Here is a 20,178-nt window from a genome sequence, read left to right as displayed (position 1 = left end):
GGAGGAAGCATTGATGAATGATTTAAGCCCTGAAATCAGGAATTTGTATGTCAAATACCAGGGGGATATTAAGACCCTTTTGAAAGAGAATCCAGGCCTTGATTATATGTATGCACTTTCTGACATCAGAGAAAACCTGCTGGAATGGTTTGAGTTTGACGAAAGCGCCTCCCTTTTGCAGATTGGCTCCGATTACGGAGCCCTTACCGGTTTATACAGCCGCAAGGTAAAACAGGTAACGGTCCTTGATTCCAATCATAATAATTTATCCTTTAACCGTCTTCGTCACCAGAAACGAGATAATATCAGCTATGTCATAGGAAACCTTGATACGTATACAGGAGAACGCTTTGACTACGTCGTTATGGTGGGAACTTTAAAAGAGCCATATGAAGAACAGATTCGTGAGGCAAAAGCGCTGTTAAAACCAAAAGGAACCTTGATTCTTTCCCTAAGTAACCGACTAGGTTTAAAATATCAGGCTGGAGCAATTGCAAATCAATCCAGACTTTCAAGACAAGAACTATTAGAGCTGTTATGCGGAAACGAAGAATTCGATGGCACTGCAGAGTTTTATTATCCTATGCCAGATTACAAGCTTCCTGTTACCATATATTCTGATTCTTATCTTCCCTCTAAGGGAGATTTGACCCACGCGATCTTAGCCTACGATTATCCCAAATACTTACGGTTTGATTTAGGGAAAATGTTTGATGAGGTATGCGAGGGAAAAGAGTTTCAGACATTTGCTAATTCATTTTTAACCATTTGGAGCCGCCATGAAGAAGATTAATTTTGTAAAATATAATAAAACTCGCAGGGAGGCCTTTCAGATCCGTACCAGTCTGGTGGAGGAAGGCGGGACTCCCTATGTGGAAAAATCAGCTCTTGCACCGGAAGGTACCGCTCATATCCGGTCCCTGGGAGAAAAATATAAGAGTCTTATGGAGCAGAACCAGGGGTTAAAGGTAGCAGCGGTTTCCATCAGTCCCGATGGCAGAACCGCCCGCTTTGAATTCCTAAAGGGAGAGACCTTAGCTGAAATCTTAGGACGTGAGATCATAGACGGCAAAGTGCCTGTATCTAAGATGGAGGATGCCGTTTCCATGATCTTAAGTGTGAAGGAAGACTGCATGGTTCCGTTTCACGTGACCCCTGAATTTAAAGAGGTATTCGGAGACTTATCTCAGGCCGATGAAGCCATCAAAAAAGATTGGACTTTTCAGACATCCAATATAGATTGCCTTTTTGAAAATATTATGTTAACTGAAGATGGCCCATACTGTTTGGATTATGAATGGGTATTTTCCTTTCCCGTTCCTGTGAACTTTATAAAGTTTCGGGTACTTTATTATTTCTATGAACAGTATAAAAGTATCTTAACTTATGATTCCAGCGAAGCCTTTTTAGAGGAGTTTGGAGTGGATTTAGAGCGCCTTTTCCTCTATCAGGAGATGGAACGCTGCTTCCAGGAATACGTCCATGGGGAAAATCAGCAGATCTATCTGGTAAACTACATGCATGAGACCCACGCTCTTCCAGATGATATGTTCCAGGTGTCTCAGATCATTGATGATACCAAAGAACAGATTTCTCAGATGGAGATGGAGCTTCATGAAAAAGACGTGACCATCACAAAGCAACAGGAAATCAAACGCCTGACAGACAATCACGTGACAAACCAGGATATGATCATCACCGCCCTTCGGAAAGACTGCGAAAACATGCAGGAGATCATTGACCGCTTAAGACGTCATGAAGCCTTATTCTACCGGGTAGGAAGAAGACTAAAGCGGATATTTAACGAGAAATTTCCAGAAGGAACGAGAAAACGTAAACTTCTTTATTATGCCAAAAACACCCTTCTTCATCCCATCAATTCCTTCCGTCTCTATACAACAGAAGAAGGCAGGAATGTAATGGAAGGAGATATGAAGATCGGGGAGACATACCGCCAACATGGAAAACTTCGTTTTGTAAAAGAAGGACATCCCATGGTTTCCATCGTTATTCCGGTATACAACCAGATCCATTATACCTACGCATGTCTTGCCTCTATTTTAGAGCACACAAAAGATGTGGTTTATGAAGTAATCATTGCTGACGATGTTTCCACGGATGCCACTACAGAGCTAACCAAGTTTACAGAAAATGTAGTGATCTGCAGAAATGAAACAAACCAAGGTTTTTTAAAGAACTGCAATCAGGCAGCAAAGGCAGCCAAAGGAAAGTATGTCATGTTCTTAAACAATGACACCCAGGTAACGGAAGGGTGGCTTTCCAGCCTTGTAAACTTAATAGAATCTGACCCAACCATTGGTATGGTAGGTTCTAAGCTTGTTTATCCTGACGGACGTCTTCAGGAAGCTGGAGGGATTCTTTGGAGCGACGGCTCTGGCTGGAATTACGGACGTTTAGACGACCCAGAAAAGCCAGAATACAACTATGTAAAAGATGTGGACTATATTTCCGGTGCCGCCATTTTATTGTCCAATGATCTATGGAAACGGATTGGTGGTTTTGACGAAAGGTTTGCTCCTGCCTATTGCGAAGATTCTGACCTTGCCTTTGAGGTTCGTAAAGCTGGCCAACGCGTGGTTTATCAGCCCCTTTCTAAGGTCATTCACTTTGAAGGTATTTCAAACGGAACCGATGTAAATGGAACCGGCTTAAAGCGTTATCAAGTTGAGAACAGCCGTAAGCTTCAGGAAAAATGGGCGGATGAATTTAGCAGACAAAGTGAAAATGACGGGAACCCAGACCCCTTCCGGGCAAGAGAGAGAAGTCAAAATAAGGACATCATTCTTGTGGTGGATCATTATGTTCCCACCTATGACCGGGATGCTGGATCTAAGACTACCTTCCAGTATCTTCAGATGTTTGTGGAAAAAGGTTACGTAATAAAATTTCTTGGGGATAACTTTCTTCATGAAGAGCCTTATTCTACGGTGTTACAGCAGATGGGAATTGAGATTCTCTATGGAACGGAATATCAGGCAAAGATCTGGGACTGGTTAAAAGAACACGGAGATGACATCAAAGTGGCGTATTTAAATCGGCCTCATATTGCAGCCAAATATATAGACTTTATCAAAAACAAAACAAACATAAAGGTAATCTATTATGGCCATGACCTTCATTTCTTACGTGAAGGAAGAGAATACGAGCTAACTGGAAATCCAGAAAAGAGGGAATCCTCTGAGTACTGGAAATCCATGGAGCTGCGCCTTATGAGAAAGGCATCTGTGTCCTATTATCCTTCTTATGTGGAACGGGAGGCCATTCACGAAATAGAGCCCTCCATTCATGTAAAAGCCATCGTCGCTTACGTATTTGAAAAGTTCTTAAGCCGCATTCCAGATAATTTCTCAGAACGAGAAGGATTATTGTTTGTAGGAGGATTTGCCCATCCCCCAAATATAGATGCTGTATTGTGGTTTGCCAATGACATATTCCCTCTGATCCGTCAGGTGCTTCCGGTTAATTTCTACATTGTAGGATCCAAGGTAACGGATGAAATCAAGGCATTGGAACAGCCAGGTAACGGAATTATTGTAAAAGGCTTTGTATCAGATGAAGAGCTTTCCAGGCTGTACGCCTCTTGTCGTGTGGTAGTAGTTCCCCTTCGCTATGGAGCTGGTGTAAAAGGAAAAGTGATAGAGGCACTTTATCACGGATCCCCGATTGTCACTACCTCCATCGGAGCGGAAGGAATTCCAGATGTTCAGGACGTTATGGCTGTTACCGATGATCCACAAGGCTTTGCTCAGGAAGTTGTTTCCCTTTATGGGGATACGGAGCGTTGCAAACGAATCTGTGAAGAAACCCAGGACTACATCCGCAAGTATCACAGCATTGATGCAGCCTGGAGTGTAGTTGGAGAAGATTTCTAAGGTCAATTGAAGTAGGGAAAAGACTGGACCGCAAAGTAGGTGGGTGAGCCTATCTGCGGACAGTCTTTTCCACCTTAATGGGAATTATAGTGGATTGTTCCAAAGGAATTATGATATAATAAGAATGTTTCGACGATGAAACCAATGATAAGTATAACAGGAGGAATCCAGTATGCAGGCAGTTTTACTGGCAGGTGGTCTTGGTACGCGGTTGCGTTCCGTGGTAAATGACAGGCCAAAGCCAATGGCACTGATAGAAGGCAAGCCTTTTATGGAATATGTGGTATTGGAACTTATAAAACATGGTGTAAATGAGATTATATTTGCCGTAGGCTATAAAGGCTCTATGGTTGAGGAATATTTTGAAGATGGATCTCGGTGGGACATTAAGGTTTCTTATGCTTATGAAGAGGAACTTTTAGGCACAGCCGGAGCCATTAAGAATGCAGGACGTCTGGTGACAGATGACCGGTTTTTGGCACTTAACGCAGATACCTTTTATCAGATCGATTATGAAAGGCTGACCGCCTTAAGTGAGGAACGCGATCTTCATATGGCTCTTGTCTTAAGAGAAGTATCTGATGTATCCCGTTATGGACAGGCAGTACTAAAAGATGGTTGGTTAAAGACCTTTGATGAGAAAATAGAAGAAAAATCAAGAGGAACCATTAACGGAGGCGTTTACTACCTTCGCCGTTCCCTTCTTGATGAGATTCCAGAAGGAAAGGTATCTTTAGAGCATGACATGATTCCCAAGTGGATTTTGGAGGAAAAAAGGCTTGGTGGTTTTGTCAATGATGGCTATTTTATTGATATCGGAGTTCCAGAGGACTATTACAGGTTTGATGAGGACGTAAGGAAAGGAACGGTGATCATATGATAATCAGAGGACGCGCCCCCCTTCGGGTGAGTTTTGGTGGAGGTGGAACCGATGTTGCACCCTTCTGCGTAGAACAGGGAGGAGCCATAATTGGAAGTACCATTAATAAGTACGCCTATTGCTCCATTGTTCCAAGAGAGGACGATCAGATCATTGTCCATTCCCTTGATTTTGATATGACTGTAAAATATAACACCAAGGAAAACTACGTCTACGATGGACGTTTGGATCTGGTTACTGCGGCTCTAAAGTCTATGAACATTAAGCAGGGGTGTGAAGTTTACTTACAGTGCGATGCCCCTCCAGGATCGGGTCTTGGCACTTCTTCCACCGTAATGGTTGCCCTTTTAACCGCCATGGCCAAGTGGAAAGGCATAGAGCTTGACAGCTATGCAATGGCTGATCTTGCCTATCAGGTGGAACGAGAAGATCTAAAGATCGACGGAGGGTATCAGGATCAGTATGCGGCTACCTTCGGTGGCTTTAACTTCATCGAGTTTCATGGAAGAAACAACGTGGTAGTCAATCCCTTAAGAATCAAAAAGGAGATTATCCACGAGCTCCAATATAACTTGCTTTTATGTTACACCGGAAACGTTCACGTATCCGCCAATATCATAAAAGACCAGGTATCAAACTATGAAAAGAAAGATCCCTTTGATGCCATGTGCGAAGTAAAGGCTCTTTCCTATGCGATGAAGGATGAGTTGTTAAAGGGAAATTTATATAGCTTTGGAAAGCTGTTAGATTATGGCTGGAAGAGCAAAAAACGTATGAGCAGTAAGATCACCACACCTCATATTGATGAGCTTTATGAAGAGGCTCTCAAGGCAGGTGCCCTTGGCGGAAAGCTTTTAGGTGCTGGTGGAGGTGGCTATCTTTTGGTATACTGTCCTTATAACGTACGTCACAAAGTGGCACCCCGCATGGAAGCGGCAGGCGGACAGCTTACGGATTGGAACTTTGAGTTAAGAGGAGCCCAGGCATGGATTACAGACGAAAAGCGCTGGGATTATTCTGATATTCGAGTAAAGTTACCAGGCGGAGAATATCAATTTAACTTATAAGTACACGGCACCAGGAGAATCAGAACATTATGGATAAAATCGTATATTTAGACCGGGACGGTACCATCAACAAAGAAGTGGATTACTTATATCGCCCTGAAGACCTTGTTATACTTCCAGGAGTACCAGAGGCATTAAGACGCTTAAAGGAACATGGTTTTCGTCTTGTTGTGGTCACCAATCAGGCCGGAGTTGCAAGAGGATATTACAAAGAAGAAGATGTCATCGCTCTCCATGAAGCATTAAATGAACGACTCTCAAAGGAAGGCGCCACAATTGACTACTTTTTCTACTGTCCTCATCACCCGGTACACGGGATTATGGAGTATAAAAAGGATTGCCACTGTAGAAAACCGGAAACTGGGATGTTTGAGATGGCAGAGGCCTTTTACTCTCCAGACAAGGCGAACTCTTACATGATCGGTGATAAACTACTAGATACGGAAGCTGGAAACCGATATGGGGTTAGTTCTATATTGGTTGGAACAGGTTACGGAAAAGACATATATGATTCCATGAGTGAGGCAGAGAAGTCAGTGAAATTTGCTCATTATGCCCCATCTATGGATGAAGCGGTTGATTTTATACTCGCCAAAGAGGGAGGGAAATAACATGGAACCTATGAAATACTTAGAAGAGCTGATCGAGCGCTATCCTGCTCTTTCTAGTGTAAAGGAAGAAATCAAAAAATCTTATGAGCTTTTAGAAGCCTGTTATGAAGATGGTGGGAAGCTGCTCATCGCTGGAAATGGTGGTAGTTGTGCCGATGCCGAACACATTGTCGGAGAGCTGATGAAGGGCTTTGTAAAGCACCGCAGCGTTTCTGTTGAATTTAAGGAAGCTTTAAAAGAGATCGATCCAGAGCTTGGAAGTGCCCTTGCACAAAAGCTTCAGGGGGGTCTTCCTGCCATAGCCCTAACTGGGCACCCAGGTCTATCCACCGCCTTTTTAAATGATGTAGATGGTGAGATGATATTTGCCCAACAGACCTATGGATATGGAAAAAAAGGAGATGTACTCCTTGGTATTTCCACCTCAGGAAACTCTAAAAATGTAATGTATGCCATGACAGCCGCCAAGGCTCTAGGCATGAAAACCATAGGACTGACTGGTAAGGATGGAGGTCAGCTAAAACATGCAGCCGACGTAACCATTGTGGTACCAGAGACGGAGACCTTTAAGATCCAGGAACTCCACCTCCCGGTTTATCACGCACTTTGTCTGATGCTGGAAGAACGGTTCTTTTAAATGTAAGGGGTAGGGGGGGAATTCCCTCATACCCCGGATTTTTGCGTATTTAAGCAAATCACAGGAGGATAAGATGAAAGACAGACAATGGATAGGCAAGGAAGCCGCATGGAAAGATGAAGTCATCGCTGCCGTACTTTTGCTGGCCTTTGCTTTCTTCATTAACAGAGGAATTGAAATAAAAGGGCTCTATATGGATGACCTCTACCTATGGTCCTGCTACGGCGAACAATCATTTCGGGAATTTGTCTTCCCATTAGGAAGCACCCGGTTTCGTTTTATATTTAATCTGGCATCCTGGCTGCAACTGATGATCGTAGGCAATCATATTGGTTGGTTTGTGCCCATTAATATACTGATTAATGTCTGTATAGCCTTTACAGTATATCGGTTTGGCAAACGTTTGTCAGGAAGATGGTCCATGGGATTTTTGACCGGAATTTTGTATCTATTATCCCGCATGTCCTACTACCAGATCAGCCAGGTATACGGCCTTATGGAGAGCCTTGCTCTTTGGGCAGCAATTGGTATTCTTTATTGCCTGTATCGGTATATAACGGAGGAAAAAGAAGGAAAGGGTCTCATTCCTTTTGCCGTTGGCCTGTATTTTGCCATCTGCTTTATTCATGAACGGTATATGGTACTTCTACCTCTTTTCTATGTAGCTTACCTGATGAAAAAGGAACGAAAGAAATCTTCATGGATTCTAATTACTCTCTCCTTTTTGGCAGTCCAGGCAATTCGATTTTTCACCATTGGCAGTATTTCACCGGCAGGAACCGGAGGAACCACTGTGGCAGAAACCTTTAAAATAACTGGTGTTTTAAAGTACGCCGTAAGTCAGGTCCTCTATATCTTTGGTGTCAATGCAGGTCCGGATCATTTAAGTGGTTTGAGCTGGGAAGCATCTCCTGCCTGGGTTCGGGTTCTAGTACTGGCCTCTGCCCTTATGCTTTTGGTCATGACTCTGGTATTTATTGGTGTTGTAGTGAAAGAAAAAAAGGATCGCAAGCTCCGTTTCAAGGTGATAGGCTTATTTTTACTATTTATTGCCCTGTGTATTGGTTCCTCCAGCGTTACCATACGAGTCGAGACCCGGTGGATCTATGTCTCAATGACGGCAGCCTGGCTGTTTGCAGCTTACATGTGTGGAGTAACTGTACCCAGAAAAGAAGCAGGAGCAAACTTATCAAAACCTCTTTTATACTGCGGCCTTTTTCTCCTTTATACCATGCTCATTTTCCCTGTGGAAAGTTTTTATCGTGGTAAATACGACAACCTGTATTACTGGTCCAATCAGCTTCGGTACAATTCTCTGGCAGAAGAGACTTATGGAAACTATAAGGAAAAGCTTTTTAGTAAGAAAGTATACATCATTGGCAATACTTATAAGATGAGTGACTTTACATCCAACACTTTTTTTAAGACCTTTGATAAAAAAAGGACTGCGGAAGGAATGACAGTCACGTTCATAGATTCCATGAGTTCTATTGGACTCATTACGCCAAACATGCTGGTTTTAAGAGAAGATCCAACTAACAATGCTTTTCAGGACATCACTGATTTCCTACGAAATTTAAAGTTTGAGAGAGTCTATGGTAGCTATGAGGACGGCTGGCTTGATGAAAGTGCGAAAGCAAGGATCATGGCTGGAAAAGAAGGAAAGATAACCTTTAAGTTTTATTATCCTGGAGTGATCACTGGTTTGGAACACATCATCGTTACGGTCAATGGAAGTGAGCAAAGAGTCATACCAATCGATGCAAGCACAGTGACTGCGGAATTTGACGTGACTCCTACTCAGATCTCCGAGTTCTCCCTTGAAAGTAACTTTTTCTATGACGCAGCTACGGAACAAAGGGGAGAAAAACGCCTTTCTGTCGTAGCCGATATCACATCAAATTAAGAGGCAAGGTGAAGTATGAAGCGAAAATATCTGTATTATCTCCTTCCCCTCTTAGGAACTATATTTGGCCTATGGTACATCTTTTCAGCCACTTGTGATGGGATTTATTCCGATTATATCCGCCTGGTAAATAGCTACTTGCCTGATGTATGGAATCCTTCTAAGTTTTTTGTTCCCGATATCTTAACTCGAATACCGGTCAACTATCTGGGGAGAATTATAAATATATATCTGTTTGGTTATAACACCATGTTTGACCGGGTGCTAGGCGTTCTTGCCTTGGGATTATCCGGTGGAGTGATAGGCGCCTACTGCCTGAGAAAAAAGATCCCGTTCCTTTGGTATTCAATTCTCTTAGTAGTTCTTTTCAGCTTAAACAAATGGGAGATGCTGACCAATGGGAGCGGCTGGACCCATTTCCTGTCCTTTGTGTGTTTTTATTACCACTATGAGATTTTGGACCGGGTTTGGAGCGGAGAGGAAAAGCCTTATGATAAACTAAGGCTTGTTATTCTCCCTTTTGCGACCACGCTTTTGGTGGCTGGCCCCTACTGTGCTATCTATTCAGTGACGGTGATCTTGGTCTGCGGCTTTTTGTTTCTGTTAAAAAAGGGAAGAGGAAAAGGGAACTACTGTCTGTATGGCATAAGTGCCTTGGTTTCCCTGGGTTTGTACCTCTGGAGCAATTCCTATGCCATAGAAGACCATGCGGCCCCTGTTACAGGATCCTTGTTTGATCAATTAAAGGAAACCCCTGGATTTTTCGTCCGTTTCTTTGTGAAATCATTTTCTTCCATGGTGATAGGAGGAGAGAGCGCAGAGAAGATATTTCAAACAAATCTGCCTTTTATGATCCTTGGTTTCCTTGTGATACTTCTGTATCTGATTGCGATTTGGTACAATTTTAAATTCCGTCTCTATGAGAAGACGATATTCCCCCTTATCCTCATAGTATCCGGCGGACTAAACCATATACTAATCTTAATGTCCAGATGGATATTCCTGCTAGAAAATTACGGAATAAGTTCCAGATACGCTTTGCAGTTTCAGACTGGTATTCTGGGAATTTTACTTACCTTTGCCCTGATTTTACATGGCAGGAGGAGAAAACCGAATACTCTTGTACGGTTCACCGCGGCTGTAGCATGTGTGGTATTTTTAGTTGGAAATAGTTACACCACATACAATGAGATTAAAAAAGCTCCCCACCGCCTGGATAAATATCAAGAAAGGGTGGAGCTGGCCCGTAATTTTGAGAATCTATCAGATGATGAGCTTAAGGCTGGATTTGAATATAGACCCACTCGGGAAGATAGTGGTGCCAAAGTACGCAGTGCACTTACCATACTAAAAGAAAATGGGTACAGCGTCTTTGGGTCCAATGGAAAAGAGAAAAATTAACAAGGCAGTTTCCCCGTAGAAGTAAGAAGATATCTGCCTGAGGAGCATAAATTATGGAAAAAACACTATCGGTCGTGGTCTCGTGTTATAACGAAGAACTGGCACTCAGTCAGTTTTATGAGGAAACGTCCAGGATTCTAAAACAACTTGATTGGGATTATGAACTTATTTTTGTCAATGACGGAAGCCAGGACGACACTATGAATGTCCTATCCCAGATATCAGATCAGGACAAAAAAGTAAAAGTCATCAGCTTCTCCAGAAACTTTGGTCATGAAGCGGCTATGGTCGCAGGGCTGGATTACAGTAAGGGTGATGGAATCGTCTGCATGGATGCAGATTTACAGCATCCCCCAGAATATTTGCCTAAGATCGTATCTAAGTTTACAGAAGGATATGATGTCATTAACATGGTCCGCACCAAAAATGAATCCGCAGGCTGGTTTAAAAATCTTGCGTCATCTGCCTTTTATCATCTCATCAATGTCCTTTCTGATGTGAAATTCGAGCCAAATGCCTCTGATTTTTTTGCCATATCAAAGAAAGCTGGAAAGGTATTAAAGGACAATTACAGAGAAAAGGTGCGTTTCCTCAGGGGTTATGTTCAAAACATCGGCTTTCGTCGAACTACCATTGAATATGAAGCCAGAGTGAGAGTGGCAGGGGAAAGTAAGTACAGCATCAAAAAGCTGATTGCGTTTTCATTGAACACCATCATGTGTTTTTCCAACCTTCCCCTTAAGCTTGGCATTTATGCAGGCTGCGGTGCCGGAATCCTGGGACTGGGTATGATGATCTACACCATATGGAGTTGGGCCAGAGTAGGGACTCCCAATGGCTATGCCACCACCATTGTGCTAATTTGTTTTATGTTCGCAGTGCTTTTCCTGATTGTAGGTGTGATTGGAAATTATATTGCAATCCTATTTGCTGAGTTAAAAGACAGGCCTATTTACATTGTAGGCGAGACGAAGAATGTGGATGAGTAATTAGTTGTTGATACAACGTGGTCAAACAATATAACCTTGGTTATTGCAATAATCCATACCAATTATCTGGATCAAGCCATATATATCAGGCCATATAACGCAAGCCATATAACGTAAACCATATAACATAAACCAAAGACATAGCGTACCAACCATATAAAAAGAAACTCCTGAAGATACATATAAATCTTCAGGAGTTTCTTTTCTATGTAATTAAAACAATTGCTATACAAATATTTCAATATGTATTCGTCATGAATCCACTCTGTTTCAGTTATTTAGACAATCCAACACCCGGTCCAACTGCCTTTGATGGGCTTTGAGCAGTCGCAGTCGTTTCTGCTTGCGAAGCTTGATTGGTTCCGCTTCCATTGGCAGGCTGGTTAGTCGATGCCTGGGATTCTGGAGTCTGAGCGTTCTGGGTATTCTGCGGTGTAACGTTACATACACCATTAGAATCAGCAGTATAAGAAACCCCATTAAGATCAAAGGTAGTAGTAACAGCCATTTTTCCATCTGAAGGATTCAGGTAATACTGCGCTCCATTGATCTGAGACATGCCAGTTGCCATACTGCCGCCCTCTTTGAAATAATACCATGAGCCATCAATCTGTCTCCAGCCAACGGTCATCTTGCCAGAAGAGGTGCTTAAATAGTATTTGGTGCCTCTATCGTCGAGCCAGCCAGTCTGCATCTTTCCTTCATTTGACAGATAATACCAGGTATTGTCCGCATTGGTCCATCCAGAAGCCATACCGCCGTTTTGGTTAAAGTAATACCAACTATCATCCATCTTTGACCAACCAGTGGTAACAGCACCGCTGTTAGCAAGATAATACTTTGTATTTCCTTCTGTAAACCAGCCAGTAGCCATAACTCCATCATTATTTAAATAGTATCGTTTGCCGTTAAGATCTTTCCAGCCAGTAGACATAACACCGTCGTCCTGAAGATGATACCATTTGTTGTCTAAGCTCTTCCAGCCTGTTACCATTTGACCTGAAGAATCGTTTAAGTAATACCGTTTTCCATCAATGGTTGACCAGCCAGAAACCATGGAACCATCGGAGTTTAAGTAGTAGCGGGAGTTATTGTCTGTAAGCCAGCCAGTATTCATCACACCGTTTCCATTAAAGAAATACCATCTGTCAGAAAGCTGCTTCCAACCAGTGGACATGCGGCCAGAGGTCTCATCAAGGTGATACTTCTGACTATCCTTATCGAGCCAACCGGTAGCTGCCTGCCCTTCTCCGTTCATATAGAACATCCCCGTACCATCGTTAATCCAACTGTCCTTTTGGATCGAATAGTTCTGATAGTAATAAGTTTTTCCACCAATCGTTCTCCAAAGGTTTCCAGGAAGTTTAGGAGTTAAATCCTTATAAAGGAAATCAATGTCCACGTTTCCATTGATGCCCTGAATGGACCCGGTACTGGTAACCTGCCACATAATAGGATCCTGAAATTTGTGGACAGCCTCATAACGGGCAACCCAAACATCTCGTTTCATTTTAGATAAATCAATCTTATTGGTCAGCCAGTAATCGTTGGCATAGACAATTGGATAATATCCAGCTTCTTGAATCCGGTCGCAGAATGCATTTATAATCTCACTGACCTGGGCAGGAGGAAGACTTCCAAGAGTGGCACTGTCCTCTGCATCAAATGCAATGGGGAAGGAGATGGGATAATCCTTAACCAAATTCAGGACAAAATCAGCCTCTTCCCTAGCCATATCAGGAGTGGTAGCCAGAGAATAGATATATGCACCTACTTTAATACCAGCACCAGAAGCGCCCTTAACATTGGTGTAGAAATTAGGATCGATTACACCTTTGGATCTGGTACCAAGCATTACAAAATTCACATCATTGGCAGCTACAGCTGACCAGTCTATATTACCTTGCCATCTGGAAACATCAATACCTCTTGCAATAACCCGATCCAGTACAGTGCCATCTTTCATCTGGTAGGAACCATTTACTCGTTCATAGCTAGCTGCCCAGGAATTCATAGCAGGATAAAATCCGGCCGATAATCCCATGAATGCGCAAAGTGTGGCTGTGGCAAACCGCATAATTAATTTTTTGTGTCTCAAAACAAAACCTCCTTATCGCTGGTGCTTTAAGTAATTTAGTGACGTTTATGAAATAAAAGCAAAAAAAGTGGGCATCCGCGCCGAGGTGCAGATACCCACACAGATACTAAATCAGACTAATCAGCCAGGACCAGTTGTTAGTCCAGGGGACAGTTGATATGCGCCGCCGTTGTTAGAAGAATTCGAGGAGCCGCCTCCAGGTGTGTCGTTTGAGGTGCTGCCCGGTGTTCCGCTTAAAGCATTATTTCCCGTTGTACCACCTCCGGAAGAAGACCCTCCCGGTCCGCCAGCTCCAGAACCAGAACCTGAGTTGTTAGTCCCTCCTGGCGTTGTATTTGAATTGCTAGGAGTGGAACCAGAAGAATTTCCTCCTGTAGTTGAAGAAGAAGGAGTTCCGTTATTGTTCTGATACGCCCCATTAGAAGCAAAGGAATAACTTTTTCCATCAATAGTAAGAGTGGTATTTGTAGCCATCTTACCGGTAGAAGGATCAAGATAGTAATAAACATTAGAAAGTTGGATCCATCCAGTCGACATGTGTCCGGAATCATTGAAATAGTACCAGGAACCTTCAATCTGCTTCCAGCCATGTGCCATCTTGCCATTGCTTGAATCCATATAATACTTGTTGGAGCCATCGCTGAGCCACCCAGTCATCATCTTACCTAAAGTAGACTTGGAATCCCCATTGAGATAGTAATAAGAATTATCAATCTGTTTCCAGCCAGTAATCATCTTGCCGTCGGAGCCGAAATAGAACCAGTCATTTTTTACCTGGCCCCATCCAATGACACATTTCCCATCATCTTTAAAATAGTACCAGGCGCCGTCCATTTCCCGCCAGCCAGTAGCCATGGCGCCGTCGCCCTTCATGTAATAATAATCATTGCCTATTTTAAGCCAACCCTTTACAAGGATTCCGGTGTCATCCATGAGATAATAATATTTCCCGCCATTTTGAATCCATTTTGTTGCCATGGATCCATTGGAGTGAAAATAGTACCAGCTTCCGTTAATCTGCTTCCAGCCGCTCGCCATAAAGCCGGTTGAAAGGTCAAGAAAATAAAATTTGCCTTCAGATGTCTTGACCCATCCTTTATGAACAGACCCATCTTGGTCGATGTATTTCCACTGAGAACCCTCTGAAACCCATCCGGTAGCAGCCCATGCCGTGCCGGCAGGTATCAGTGAAGCGGTTCCTACAAGTCCAGCCAATAAAAGAGCCGTAACCTTTTTTCCATATCGCATACCGTTCTCTTCCTCCTGTTCTATCATAACTATTTACACATATTGCCATTATAGCATAGGAGCAGATGGAAAACCTAAACATTTTATTACGATTTGCAGACAAATTTCCAAAAATGTCATTCTAATACAATATCAATACACTTTTTATAGTAGTTCTTAGCGTACCGGTACATGATTAGAGTATATTCGCCAAATTCCTCACCAAGAGATGCCTTATAAATAGCCCAAAGACTCCATAAAAATCCTCCTAGAGCCATATATGCATACACGGTAAACCGTTCTTCCATAGAAGGTTCACGTTCAAAATAAGTCTCAATCAGCTGATCCGTCTGCTCCTCATTATAATAGGAATAAATCGCACACATGGCAATGTCCACCAAAGGATCGCACATTCCAGCATACTCCCAGTCAATCAACCTGATTTCTCCATTAGGCAGAATCAGGAAATTATCCACCACCGTATCCAGATGGGAGAGAACCTTTACATGCCCCAGCCCGTCAAGCCGGTCTAAAAGCTCTTTCATGTAACCACGCACCAGATTATAATCATCAAACAATATATCACCATGAGCCTTACAAAGCTTCTCATAGAACTCGATTCTCTCTTTAAAATCAAAGGTATGGGGAACCATTAAGCCAGATTGGTGAAATTTATGAACAAGTCTCATACAGCGCTTGATTTCATCTTTATTTTCAGGATCTGCATTTTGTGCCCCTTCGTAAAACTCCGCAATCTTATATCCTGTCTCCCCACTAAAATAAACGATTTTCTCTGTTATCCCCAGATTGTGGGTGGCATCATAAACATCCTTTTCTTGCTGTCTGTTGATTAAAAGCTCAGTCCCAGGCCCTGGAATCCGACAGATATAATGGCGGTCCTTTATTTTAAATAGAAATGATTTGTTCGTCATTCCAGCTTTTAGGCAACGAATCTCTGTAATTTCAGATTCAGGAACTTCAAATACCTTAGAAACCAATTCCATGGCCTCATTATCAGAATGACGCTGATATTTTACATCAAACTGGCGAAGCTCCTCTAGATTTTCAAACTCGTAGACTTCCTCCGCTTGCCTCCGGTTGATATATAAATCAATTTCCTGCTTTGTCTCCGGAACATCAGGCAACCTTTTCGCCGCCTCTCCAGATAATATTTCCATATAAACATTCTCCCAGTAAAACTGCTCTGTCCCTGGAAGATGGTAATATTCTTCTAAAACTGGTAGAAATTTACTGGAAAATGATTTAGAGAAAAAGGCAGGCCCGTACATTACCCACTGGTCCTTACCTCCCACAAATACATTAAGAATGCGTCCTTTCTTATTATAATCAAGACACCATTCTGAAGTTTCTCCTTCCATATAAGAGGAGGAATACCATGCACCTCCTTCATAAGTATGGTACATGTTATGTCTCATCCAGTTATCGGAGGAAAGAACATACATGTTTTTATCACGAAAAATTTCCCTGGCTTGATAAATGGTGGTAAGTGTGTTTTTCTTGGAATACTCAGAATTATATAATAGCTTGACTTGATATTTATCGATAAGGTATTCAAACTTCTCTTTCAAGTATCCTACCACAATGGTGATATCAGTGATTCCAACCTCATGAAGCTGGCGGATCTGACGCTCAATCATGCGCTCTCCAAAAACCTCTAACAGTCCTTTTGGTGTTTCGAAGGTAAGAGGAACAAAGCGAGAACCAAATCCGGCAGCGATAATGACGGCACCGTCTACCTTGTTTGCTTTTAATAGAGATTGACCTTCGAGCAAAAGTTGATAGGAATCATTTCCTTTGTTAATTGAAATGAGCTGTTTGTCCAAACACTCCTTTACCAAACTATTGGCAGTTCCAAGGGAAATATGAAGCTCCTTAGCCAGCTCTCTCTGTGTAACAGCCGGGTTCTCATAGATTGAGCGGCAGATAATAACGTTACGATCCATAGCAGTATAACCTCCGTGTGTAAGTATATGATTTAAGATGATGTTCAATATTAGAGTGAAAATGTAATTATGTGAACATTATACCATCGAATTGGTAAAAATCAATATTAGATTCATAATAAAATATTAATAGAAAAAAGCGCCATTAAGCCATGTTTACACCAAAAACGAGGGTTTTGTATACATAAAAATACAATCTTTACAAAATAATCCAATTTCGTAAAGATTATGTAAGGAAATGAACAGAGAAAAGTTATGGTAATTTCCCAGTAAATGTATTATAATGTACCATGTGATGGAGGAATTGATAGCTTCTGCCGGAAATGTTAATTTTTTTTGTTTTTAGCAAAATATGCAAAAAATGTAAAAAAAGTATTGATAATTTCCATTTGACGAAGTATAATTACCTCGTAATGCTATTAGGAATTTCAGAAAAGTATTTCAAAGAGAAAAAGGAGAGTGCATTAATTATGAGAAAGCAAACTAAATTAGTTGCTGTATTATCTACAGCAGCACTTCTTGCATTAGGTGCTTCCATGTCTTCTTTCGCAGCTACTGGCTGGCAGGAAGAAAACGGTACATGGACGTACTACGACAAGAGCGGAGATAAGGAAACAGAGAAGTGGGAGAAATCCGGCGACAACTGGTTCTACTTAAACGAAGATGGCGAGATGGCTACCGACGTTATCGTTGAATTCAATGATAATTTCTACTATGTAGATGAGAACGGTTCTATGGCAGCTAACAAGTGGGTTTCCATTGAGAATGAGAATTATGACAGCGATGGCGAAGATGAGCCAACAAATCATTGGTACTATTTCGGCGCTAATGGTAAGGCCTATAAAAAAGCTACTAACAGTTCATCTGCTAACTTCAAAACTATAAATGGCAAGAAGTATGTCTTTGATGATGATGGTAAGATGTTATATGGCTGGATAAATGATCAGGGTGAAAGAGAAACCACTGATGAAGACAAGTGGAAAGAAGGCACATACTACTGCGGCGATGAAAATGATGGCGCACAGGCAATGGGCTGGGTTTCTATCGACATTGTTGATCAGGCCTGGGAAGATGCAGAAGTAAAAACTTCTAGCAAAAACGTCTTCGATGATGAAAATCAGACACGTTGGTTCTACTTCAAAACCAATGGTAAGAAGATGAAAGAAGAAAATGGCAAGAAGATCAATGGTAAAAAATACAGCTTCGATATGGATGGTCGTATGAATGCTGAATGGGTTAACTGGAGCGTAACTCCAAGTACAGCCAATGAAGCTAGCCCTAGCGAAGGTTATATTAAGGACTTCAGATATTATGGTAGTCCAGAAGACGGCGCTAGAATCTCTAAGGGTTGGTTCCAGGTTGTTCCAGATTCTTATTTAAGCGAAGAGGACTACAACGATGATGAAACTAACTGGTACTATTCTGATAAAGATGGTAAATTAACTGTTTCTGAAATCAAAACCATTAATGGCAAGAAGTATGCATTTAATGAGCGCGGCGTAATGAAGGATGGTCTTCAGGTAATTAGCTTTATTGAAAACAGTTCTACCAAGATTGACAATATCTACGGAGATGGTGGAATTGATAGCGTAGCTAATACTGAGTTCAAAGATGGTGATCAGTTTAAAGATAATATGAACAATGTTTATGGTGCTAAATATGGCATGTACTATTTTGGTAATGGTGATGACGGTGCTATGAAGACTGGAAAGCAGAATGTCTCTATCGATGGTGATACTTATGCATTCTTATTCAATAAATCCGGAAGCGGAAAAGGCCAAGGTAAATTTGGCGTTGATAGCGACAAGTATTATTTAGGTGGTATGCTGTTGAAGGCTGATAAAGATGATAAGTATGCTGTTGTAAAGGCAACTAAGGGAACAGATGGAAAGTATTCTGAAATCAAATTACTTTCAACTGAGCAGTTCTTAGATGATATTGATGTTGATTCTAATGTTGGTACTCGTAAGAATGTAGATGAGTTCTATAATGTTGAAGACAAAGTAAAGGCTAAAGAACGTGATGATAAAGTTGAATACAGACTTGTAAACACTGCTGGTACAGTTCAGAAGAGCAAAACTAAGGCAAAAGATGGCGATGACCGTTGCTATGCTGTAAATCCTAGCAAGCAGATCACTGCTGTGTTTGTTGAAAACAAATAATCTTATGTAATTAAGCGGAGCTGATGTAAAGTAAATGAGCATTCATTTACGGAGCATCAGCTCCGCTTTTTGGATTTTTGTCAATAGTTGAGGTGTGATTCTCTGGAATCTCACTCCATTCTTGCATTTCGAGCTGTTTTGATTGCAGATTCTATAATATGTGACTTTTTGAGCATGCAAATTAAGCTATGCATCGATTACCATTTTTTTAGATGTACAATGAAGTTTCTGGGCCCTGAACCGATTGAAGTTAAGGATTTGTTTAGATCTTCGTTATGACCCTTAGTATTCTTGTTAAGTACCTCTGTGACTCCGTTGGTGATTCCATATTATAAGCATTCAAGCTTTTTTCAAAGTCGGATCATTATGTCATAATTTTCAAATTCTGTGACACACATTACCTGATACAGGCAATCTAAACGCCTAATACATGTTACTTCTTGTGGTAGGACTCCATATGGCAGAAATTGCTAAACCATTCTTTTATCATATGGGTCGGGTAAAAACCGTCGTTGTACTGGTAGATTAGGGTGTGAATCTGCTTATTCTCGTTAATCGGTTTTTTGTAACGTGACAGGATGATATTTCGTCTTCGCTTGTAATATTTTGAGAGAGATGTTATCATAGATCGCTGGAGTAGTTTGTCTACATTTAGGATGGCATAGCAGACTGGTGATGAGATGGTACTTATACACAATAATCTTTGCATGAGATAAGAGAGCTCTGGCTCGTTTAATTAAGGGAAGCTAATGTCACACACAAAGAATTTTACTCTCAACATCTTTGATCTGGGAATGTCACTTGAGTTATCAGTCAGATGTCTCTATGTGTGATCCAGCTGGCTATCCGGGATCAGGTGCTTTTGAGGATCTCCGAGGATGCACTAGTAATCTTCTTATGCTTGCCATACACACCCAGACATTCCGCATAGAGCCTGTAATTAGTACTTGATGCTAATTATTGTATTTTTAACTAACAAGTCTTCATCTCCATTTGGAGTATTTATTCTGTTATGACATGTTAATGTTACAAAAGCAATAAATCTATCATAATTTTCAGTACCTACATCCGGCGATTGATAAAGCGTAATCCAAAAACTTTTTTTGGGGGTTAATAGTGTTTGACTGACGTCCTGATTATAGATGCTTATATGGAGTTAAAATGTATTAATGAAAGGGTTAGCATAACTGTGAAATGAAATAAATTATCAATCTGCTACTCTGTATAATAAGAATGGTGTCTCCATAATCATTTGCTATACTATATGTATAGATAACGCCTCTTTGAGGGGATATGAGCAACAGTTTTACTTTGAAAAGTTAAGTTGATTTGTCAAGCAGCTG

At 41.5% G+C, this 20,178-nt stretch carries 13 protein-coding genes; 10 read left to right on the top strand and 3 right to left on the bottom strand.

The window, feature by feature from the left end; translation table 11 throughout:
- The first annotated feature begins 13 nt into the window (after window positions 1–13).
- From BET01_RS00410 to BET01_RS00370, 9 genes are all read left to right on the top strand, one after another.
- Complete coding sequence (locus BET01_RS00410) at window positions 14–793, top strand: class I SAM-dependent methyltransferase (RefSeq protein WP_120194792.1); 780 nt, start codon at window positions 14–16, stop codon at window positions 791–793.
- Window positions 780–3,893, top strand: coding sequence for a glycosyltransferase (locus BET01_RS00405; RefSeq protein WP_120194791.1), 3,114 nt, complete (start codon window positions 780–782; stop codon window positions 3,891–3,893). Before BET01_RS00410 ends, BET01_RS00405 begins: the two co-directional genes overlap by 14 nt.
- Window positions 3,894–4,065: 172 nt before the next feature.
- A complete protein-coding gene (locus BET01_RS00400) occupies window positions 4,066–4,773 on the top strand; it encodes a nucleotidyltransferase family protein (protein WP_120194790.1) in 708 nt (235 codons plus the stop codon).
- Window positions 4,770–5,840: a GHMP family kinase ATP-binding protein gene (locus BET01_RS00395; RefSeq protein WP_120194789.1), complete on the top strand. Its 1,071-nt coding sequence runs from the start codon at window positions 4,770–4,772 to the stop codon at window positions 5,838–5,840. The genes BET01_RS00400 and BET01_RS00395 overlap by 4 nt, the downstream gene beginning before the upstream one ends.
- 29 nt (window positions 5,841–5,869) lie before the next feature.
- Window positions 5,870–6,451: a D-glycero-alpha-D-manno-heptose-1,7-bisphosphate 7-phosphatase gene (locus BET01_RS00390; protein WP_120194788.1), complete on the top strand. Its 582-nt coding sequence runs from the start codon at window positions 5,870–5,872 to the stop codon at window positions 6,449–6,451.
- Between the two features lies 1 nt (window position 6,452).
- Window positions 6,453–7,088, top strand: a complete 636-nt coding sequence (locus tag BET01_RS00385; RefSeq protein WP_120194787.1) for a D-sedoheptulose-7-phosphate isomerase — start codon at window positions 6,453–6,455, stop codon at window positions 7,086–7,088.
- 73 nt (window positions 7,089–7,161) lie between these two features.
- Complete coding sequence (locus BET01_RS00380) at window positions 7,162–8,994, top strand: hypothetical protein (RefSeq protein ID WP_120194786.1); 1,833 nt, start codon at window positions 7,162–7,164, stop codon at window positions 8,992–8,994.
- Between the two features lie 15 nt (window positions 8,995–9,009).
- Window positions 9,010–10,395, top strand: a complete 1,386-nt coding sequence (locus BET01_RS00375) for a hypothetical protein (RefSeq protein ID WP_120194785.1) — start codon at window positions 9,010–9,012, stop codon at window positions 10,393–10,395.
- Window positions 10,396–10,448: 53 nt separating this feature from the next.
- On the top strand, window positions 10,449–11,384 hold the full coding sequence (locus tag BET01_RS00370) for a glycosyltransferase family 2 protein (RefSeq protein ID WP_120194784.1): 936 nt from the start codon (window positions 10,449–10,451) through the stop codon (window positions 11,382–11,384).
- Window positions 11,385–11,658: 274 nt separating this feature from the next.
- On the opposite strand, the gene BET01_RS00365 is transcribed toward BET01_RS00370, so the two are convergent.
- From BET01_RS00365 to BET01_RS00355, 3 genes are all read right to left on the bottom strand, one after another.
- Window positions 11,659–13,482: a GH25 family lysozyme gene (locus BET01_RS00365; RefSeq protein ID WP_120194783.1), complete on the bottom strand. Its 1,824-nt coding sequence runs from the start codon at window positions 13,480–13,482 to the stop codon at window positions 11,659–11,661.
- Between the two features lie 120 nt (window positions 13,483–13,602).
- Window positions 13,603–14,730 carry a cell wall-binding protein gene (locus BET01_RS00360; RefSeq protein WP_120194782.1) on the bottom strand — a complete coding sequence of 376 codons (1,128 nt, stop codon included), beginning with the start codon at window positions 14,728–14,730 and terminating at the stop codon, window positions 13,603–13,605.
- Between the two features lie 116 nt (window positions 14,731–14,846).
- Window positions 14,847–16,673, bottom strand: coding sequence for a sugar phosphate nucleotidyltransferase (locus BET01_RS00355; protein WP_120194781.1), 1,827 nt, complete (start codon window positions 16,671–16,673; stop codon window positions 14,847–14,849).
- A 470-nt stretch (window positions 16,674–17,143) separates the two neighbouring features.
- Between BET01_RS00355 and BET01_RS00350 the strand changes: the two genes are divergently transcribed.
- Window positions 17,144–18,835, top strand: a complete 1,692-nt coding sequence (locus BET01_RS00350; protein ID WP_120195308.1) for a cell wall-binding protein — start codon at window positions 17,144–17,146, stop codon at window positions 18,833–18,835.
- The last annotated feature ends 1,343 nt before the right edge of the window (window positions 18,836–20,178 follow it).

Source organism: Lacrimispora algidixylanolytica (assembly GCF_003609635.1).
GTDB lineage: Bacteria > Bacillota > Clostridia > Lachnospirales > Lachnospiraceae > Lacrimispora > Lacrimispora algidixylanolytica.
The sequence above is the reverse complement of the archived record's forward strand: the minus strand, read 5'-3'. Positions and strand labels throughout refer to the sequence as shown.